Origin of the sequence: Rhodopila globiformis (genome assembly GCF_002937115.1) — a bacterium.
GTDB lineage: Bacteria > Pseudomonadota > Alphaproteobacteria > Acetobacterales > Acetobacteraceae > Rhodopila > Rhodopila globiformis.
The window spans coordinates 1-7,087 of record NZ_NHRY01000273.1 but is presented as its reverse complement, the minus strand read 5'-3'; the positions used below and the strand labels follow the sequence as shown (position 1 = coordinate 7,087).

The 7,087-nt window shown below is 70.9% G+C and carries 4 protein-coding genes and 1 pseudogene; all 5 read right to left on the bottom strand.

Annotated elements, in window-relative coordinates; translation table 11 throughout:
* Positions 1–1,504: NAD(P)/FAD-dependent oxidoreductase (locus tag CCS01_RS31355; RefSeq protein WP_104523057.1), on the bottom strand; the 1,504-nt coding region annotated here is incomplete at its 3' end.
* A 402-nt stretch (positions 1,505–1,906) separates the two neighbouring features.
* On the bottom strand, positions 1,907–2,974 hold the full coding sequence (locus CCS01_RS31350) for a branched-chain amino acid aminotransferase (RefSeq protein WP_104523055.1): 1,068 nt from the start codon (positions 2,972–2,974) through the stop codon (positions 1,907–1,909).
* Positions 2,975–3,172: 198 nt separating this feature from the next.
* Positions 3,173–5,953, bottom strand: coding sequence for a putative Ig domain-containing protein (locus CCS01_RS31345; RefSeq protein WP_104523053.1), 2,781 nt, complete (start codon positions 5,951–5,953; stop codon positions 3,173–3,175).
* Between the two features lie 524 nt (positions 5,954–6,477).
* Complete coding sequence (locus CCS01_RS31340; RefSeq protein WP_104523051.1) at positions 6,478–6,744, bottom strand: response regulator; 267 nt, start codon at positions 6,742–6,744, stop codon at positions 6,478–6,480.
* A gap of 139 nt (positions 6,745–6,883) precedes the next feature.
* Positions 6,884–7,087: pseudogene (locus CCS01_RS31335) on the bottom strand (IS701 family transposase); the annotation flags it as partial.

The following is a 7,087-nucleotide window of genomic DNA, read 5'->3' as shown; positions in this document are numbered from 1 at the left end:
CCGGAAACAGCCCGGGCGTATTCACGCTCTGCCCCGCGTCATTGCGCACGATCCGCACCGGCGCCGAGGTCCGCGTCTCCACCCCCGTCAGCACCGCGTCCGGCATCGCGAAGCCCGGGATGTCGCGGGCGAAGGCCGCCAGTGCCTCGCGCATCGCGTCCACGGCGAAGCCCGGCAGGCAGGCGGCCATGTCGGCGGGCACCACGCCGGGGCGGTAGGACGGCACCACCGCGCCCAGAGCGCGCGAGGGCCGCCCGGCCAGCAGGTCCTCCACACGCTGCGCCGGCGCCGCGTAGCCCCCGCCGCCCGCGGCGAAGGCCCGGCGCTCCCACATCTGCTGGAAGCCCACCCCCGCCAGCGCGTCGCCCGGGTAGTCATCCGGCGTCACCCCGACGACGAGGCCGGCATTGGCGTTGAACTCGGCGCGGGAATACTGGCTCATGCCGTTGGTGGCGACCGAGCCGATATCGGACGTCGCGGCGACCACGCGGCCGCCCGGGCACATGCAGAAGCTGTAGACCGATCGGCCGTTGCCGGCATGGTGCACCAGCTTGTAGTCGGCCGCGCCCAGCAGCTTATGGCCGGCGAAGGCGCCGAACCGGGCCTTGTCGATCAGCGCCTGCGGATGCTCGATCCGCACGCCGATGGAGAACGGCTTCGGCACGATCGCCACCCCGCGCCGCGCCAGCATGCGGAAGGTGTCCCGCGCGCTGTGGCCGATGGCCAGCACCACGGCACAGGCGTCGATCTGCGACCCGTCCGCCAGCACCACGCCGCGCACGTGGCGGTTGGCGTCCAGCACGAGGTCGTCCACCCGGGCGCCGAAGCGGTATTCGCCGCCCAGGGACTCGATCTTGGCGCGGATGCCCTCCACCACGGTGACCAGGCGGAAGGTGCCGATATGCGGCTTCGAGACCCACAGGATCTCCTCCGGCGCGCCGGCTTCCACGAATTCGGCCAGCAGCTTGCGGGTCAGGTGGCGCGGGTCCTTGATGCCGGAGTGCAGCTTGCCGTCCGAGAAGGTGCCGGCGCCGCCCTCGCCGAACTGGACGTTGGACTCGGGGTTCAGGATGCCGCGGCGCCACAGGCCCCAGGTGTCCTTCGTGCGTTCGCGGACCAGCTTGCCGCGTTCCAGGATCAGCGGGCGGAACCCCATCTGCGCCAGGGTCAGCGCCGCCATCAGGCCGCACGGGCCGGTGCCGATGACCACGGGCCGCGCCGGCGGGGCGGCGACGTGGACAGGGAAGCGGTAGCGCGTATCGGGGGTCGGCCCGATGCCCGGCGCGCCGGCGAACCGCGTCAGCACCGCGGCCTCGTCCCGCACCGCGACGTCCACGGCATAGACCAGCGTGATGGCCGAGCGCTGGCGCGCGTCATAGCCGCGGCGGGCGACGGCTAGCGACAGCAGGTCGTCCGCGGGGACGTTCAACCGCGCCAGCACCGCGGCGTGCAGGGCGTCGGGCGCGTGGTCCAGGGGAAGTTTCAGTTCGGTCAGACGGAGCATAATGTTCGCGGCATCAATCGGCCCATCACAAATCGGCTCGCCCGCCGTCATGGCCGGGTCGCCGCTCTATCGTCATGGCCGGCGTGTCCCGGCCATCTGCGCTTCAACGGCGGGGGGGGGTGGATGGCGGGGACACGCCCGGCCATGACGATAGAGCGACGACCTGGCAGCAGGGAGACGACCTGGCAGCAGGGAGACGACCTGGCAGCAGGGAGACGACCTGGCAGCAGGGAGACGACCTGGCAGCAGGGAGACGACCTGGCAGCAGGGAGACGACCTGGCAGCAGGGAGACGAGCTGGCAGCAGGGAGACGAGCTGGCAGCAGGGAGACGACCTGGCAGCAGGGAGACGACCTGGCCCCAGACAGACAACCCGGCCCCGGGCCCAACGCGGCGCAGCCCCCTACCCCCGCAGCGTCGTCGCCCAGCCGTAAGGGTCCGGCGTCGTGCCGTACTGGATGCCCACGATCGTGTCGTACAGCTTCTGCGTCAGCGCCCCGGTCCGCCCGCCGTTGATGACATACCGCTCGCCCTTGTAGCCCAGCTCGCCCACCGGCGAGATCACCGCCGCCGTGCCGGTGCCCCACATCTCCAGCGTGCCGGCCTTCGCCGCCGCCAGCACCTCGTCAATCGCAACCGGCCGCTCGGAGACGCGGTAGCCCCAGGCGCGCAGCAGGGTCAGCACCGAATCCCGCGTGATCCCCGCCAGGATCGCCCCGTTAAGCGGCGGCGTGACGATCTCGTCGCCGATTTTCAGCATGATGTTCATCGTGCCGACTTCGTCCAGGTAGCGGTGCTCCACCGCGTCCAGCCACAGCACCTGGGTATAGCCGGCCTTCTGCGCCTCCTCGGCGCCGTACAGCGAGGCGGCGTAGTTCGCCATCGTCTTCGCCGCGCCCAGCCCGCCCTTCACCGCCCGCACATACGTGTCGGAGGCCAGGATGCGCACCGGGTTCATGCCTTCCTTGTAGTAGGCGCCGACCGGGCCGATGATCAGGTAGTAGAGGTAGGAATGCGACGGGTGCACGCCCAGGAACGTCTCGGTGGCAATGACGGTCGGGCGGATATACAGCGAGGTGCCCGGCTTCGACGGCACCCAGCGCTGGTCCACCTCCACCAGTGCGCGGATGGACTCCTCCACCATCGCCGGGTCGAGCTCGGGGATGCACAGGTAGTGCGCCGAGCGGTTCAGCCGCTTCGCATGATCCGCCACGCGGAACAGCCGGATCTGCCCGTCGGCGCCGCGGAACGCCTTCAGGCCGTCGAAGATCCCCTGGCCGTAGTGCAGTACGCAGCAGGCCGGGTCCAGGGTGAACGGGCCGTACGGCTCGATCCGCGGCGCGTGCCAGCCCTTCCCGGCGTCATAGTTCATCAGGAACATATGGTCGGTGAACACCTTGCCGAACGCCAGGCTGTCGTCCGGCGGGGTCTGCTTCGGGTGGGCGGTCCGGGTAATCGCGATCTGGGTCACGGCGGTCTCGTCATCTGAAAAGGTCAGGAACGCTACACTATCATGAAATCGGCCGCCAATGCACGACGCGGGCGCCCGGCATGCGTTCCGGCCGGCGGCCCCGGCCCTCAACGAAACCAACGGGCCGTCGCGGACAGCAGCCTGCGGGCACGCAAGGCCACCCGGCGCGCCGGGCGGCCCTCCTGAACCGCCGATGCGTCAGCCGTGCAGTGGCACCAGGCCCAGAGTGACCGAGGCGCCGCCCGGGATGCCGAACGCTGCCGCGTAGGCGCCGGCGGCCGGCACATAGCCTCCCGCCCGCCCGGTTGCCGGCGCGATCCAGGTCAGCAGGCCGGCCTCGGCCGCAAGGCCCCCGAAGGGCAGCCCGAAGGCCGCGCCGGCGCCGCTCTGGCCGGCCGCCGCGGACATCGCCGCCAACTGCGCCATCTCGGCGAACGCGGCGCCCAGAGGGACGGAGACCAGGTGGCCATCCACCAGGAACTGCAGCCCCGTCCACGACGCCCCGCCCGGCGCGGCCGCCTTGATCAACGGCGAAACCAGCTCGGAGGCCGAAACCCCGTCGCCGTTGGTCGCCGTCACCCTCAGTCCGAGCGTGCCCGGCGTGATCGGGCAGGTCCCCGACAGCGTGCCGGTCGCCGCGTTCCAAGCCAGGCCCGACGGCAGCGCCTGCCCGTTCGCCCGCGTCACCGCGTAGGTCAGGTGCTCGCCCAACGGGTCGGTGAACGTGTTCGCCGGAATCGCGAGGCGCACCGCCTGGCCCGCCGTCCAGGACGGGGCGGCCGTCGGGTGGGCGAGTACCGGCGTGTCGCGCGTCTCGGCGATCGTGATGATCTCCGAGGCGCTGGCGCCGGCCGTGTTGGTCGCCGTGACCTTGACGCTGACCGCCGCCGCCCCGGCGACCATCGGCGCGGTGCCGGACAGCACGCCACGGCTTGCGTTGAACGACAGCCAGGACGGCAGCGCCTGCCCGTTCGCCTGCGTCGCGGTCAGGGTCAGCGTCTCCTTCAGCGGGTCGCTGAACGCGGTGCCCGGCAGGGCGAACGCGAAGGCATGGCCCTGGTAGGCGGTCGCGGCCGCGGACCGGGTCGCCGCGACAGGCGTGTCGACGCCCTTGTCGACGATCGTCACCACCGCCGAGGCCGAGGCGCCGCCCGCGTCCGTCGCGGTCAGCCGGACCGTGGTCGTCCCCGCCGCCGCCGGGGCGGTGCCGGTGAGGGTGCCGGTGTTAGCGTTGAAGCGCAGCCAGGACGGCAGCGCCTGGCCGTTCGACAGCGTCGCCGTCAGCGTCAGCGCCAGGTGGCTCGGGTCGGTGAAGCTGCCCGCCGCGATGCTGACCGCCTGGCCGCTATAGACCGAGGCCGACAGCGTGCCCGCCTTGAACACCGGCGCGGGTGGCGCCTTGACCGTCACGGCGATGGTCTCGCTGGCCTTGCCGCCGCTCGTGTCGGTGGCGGTCAGCACGATGCCGGCCGGCGTCGCGCTGGCCGCGGGCGCGGCGCCCGAGAAGGTCAGCGTCCGCGCGTTGAACGACAGCCAGCCCGGCAGGGCCGCGCCGTTGGCGCCGGTCGCGGTGTAGGTCAGCGCCTCGCCCAGCGGATCGGTGAACGTGCCCGCCGGCACGCTGAACGCGAACGCCATCGCCCCGGTGACGGTCTGCGCCGCCGTCTGCCTGGCAAGCACCGGCGCGTCGGGCACCGGCGGGGCGGTGGCCACCGCGCCGGCGGCGACGCCGACGGTCAGCGCTTGCCAGTCGCCCCAGTAGCCGGCGGCGTTCTGCGCGCGGACCTCGATGGTGTCGCTGGTCGTCGTGGTGCCCGCCAGGAACGACAGCCCCGCCAGGCTGGCGCAGGCGGCCGCCGTGCCCGCGGCGTGCGCCGTCGTGCACGCCACGCCGTTGACGGCGATGCTGTCGGCGCCCGAGGTGTCGTAGGCCTGGTAGGCGGTGATGCCGGTGCTCGCCCAGTCGCCGGCGGCGAACAGGCTGGAGAACGCCTGGCTCTGGCCATAGCTCGCGGCGTCGGCCGCCGCCTTCAGCGTGATCGTCGGGGTGTCCAGCCGATAGACCACCACGTCGGCCGCGTTGACGCCGTTGAACTCCTGCCACGCGGCGTGCGGCCCCATGATGGTCAGGTCCCGGCCGGTGCCGTCGGCGACCATGTTGATGCCAAAGTCGGCGTTGTCCACCACCATCGCCGAACTGCCCGCGCCGCTGACGACGGTGGTGATGTGGCCGCCGCCACTGGCGGTGATGAAGGCCACCTGGTCTCCGGCCTGGATCAGCGACTGCCAGTTGGCGTTGGCGCCCCGGGTGCCGTCATAGGCCACCTTCCACTCGCCGTTGCCGGCCCCCGCGGTGCCCGCGCTGTCGCTGGCGACATTCAGCGCGGCCCCCGCTTCGGCGTCGATGGTGCTGGCCAGCACCCAGCAGCCGTCCATGTTCCAGGTGTCCCCGACGAACCGCATCGCCACCGAGCAGACCTGGCCGGGCGTCGCCTGGCTGCTCGCCGGCGGCGCGCCGATCGGCTGCGTGGCGAAGCTTGCCGTGCCGAGGTTCGTCCAGATCTGCGGATTGACCGCCATCGTCGCGCTGTCCCGCGCGTAGCCGAGCCACGCGGACGAGTTCGTGCCGAAGAACGAGAGGTCGGTCAGGTCATTGGCGCTGGCCGAGGTGGTGTAGGCCAGGTCCAGCAGGTTGCCGTAGGTCGCGTTCTGGTAGGTGCCGGTCGCCGCATCCCAGGTGAACACGACGCCCACGCCGCGCTCGTCCCCGCCAATGGCCGAGAACGTGGCAGTCGCGCCGTTGCCTGCCAGGGTGCCCGTCGCCCCGGTCGAGGAGGCGGTGTACTCGTTGCGGTCGAGGCCGCTGACGATCAGGTACGCCGGGTTCGCGCCATCGTTAGTAATGCTTAAAATTTGCGATAATTTAACAGTCTCCGGCTGCGCCGACGCGAACGCAGAGCGTATGACAGTGACCGACATTCTGGAATGCCTGCAGGCAGGAGTTGACGTTGAAGACAGGGCCGGGAAGCCGCTACCGCGCCGGCGGCTTGATGATGGCCACGGGCCGTCCGGCGGCAGCGGGATGGCCCGGGCCCACGCCTCGCGGCGCCCCGCGCGGGCCGGGCCGGCGTCGTCGACCGCCACCGCGACCCTGCGACAGGCGGCGCCCGCCCGGCATGCCACCGGCCTGCCCTGCGCGCGCGACGACGAAACGGTCTTTGCTGGCGGAAACGGACATCGGGATTCCCCGTAGGCTGGAACACGAATGCCGTTCTGGCTCAGGTGCCGCCCGGTGGCTGGTGACCACCCGGGCTCAAGCCCTGGGCGGCTATGGCGACATGAACTGCGGAGCAGGCAGGTGTCGGGAAAGCCGCCCGGGACAGACCGCTTCTAGTGCCCACATCGTTGGGGTGTCAATATGGCATGGATACGTGAAAACAATCTTCACAGACCGTTGCGTGCGAAACATGACGCAGTACGTTGAAGGACGATGTCGCCCTGCGTCAACCGGCCTGCGGCTTGCCCTGGCGCCCGCTCCCGGGCGGCTCCCGGTCAAGCCCCGCCTTCACCAGCCGGGCCAGCGCGGCGATGTCGAATGGTTTCGACAGAAGCAACTCGCCGCTCAGGTCACGCCCGTCGGCGTAACCGGTAATGAAGATGATCGGCAGGCCGGCATACTCGGTGCGCAGCCTGGCCGCCAGCGCCAGGCCGTCCGTGCCCGGCATGACGATGTCAGTAACGACCAGGTCAATGTTCCCGGCATCCTTCATCAGGCCATAGTCTTACTGTGTCATTTTCCCATTCACTGCCCGGGGCTGTTGCAGGCAGCACGGACACCTGGGCAGCGCGGCGACGAGCCGGACGGCAAGCTGCCGGCGGATTGAGGCAATCGAGTGCGGCACATGCCGCTCAGGCCGCACCGGCAGCGCCGCGGGGCTGGAAACCTGCGGGTAACGCAGGTGTTTCGATCCGCCTGCGGATGAATTGCCGCTGAGGGGGGAAAAGACAGCGCTCGGCGATCAGAAAGCCGTAGGCTGCGATGCACAGGCTGGCGTGATGATGAAAGCCGCGCCAGTTGCGGCCCTCGAAGTCGCCAAGACCGAACTCCTGTTT

Excerpts from the sequence above, each read along its gene's own strand:
- CCS01_RS31345 (WP_104523053.1), bottom strand. The coding sequence starts at position 5,953 with ATGTCGGTCACTGTCATACGCTCTGCGTTCGCGTCGGCGCAGCCGGAG.
- CCS01_RS31340 (WP_104523051.1), bottom strand. The coding sequence starts at position 6,744 with ATGAAGGATGCCGGGAACATTGACCTGGTCGTTACTGACATCGTCATG.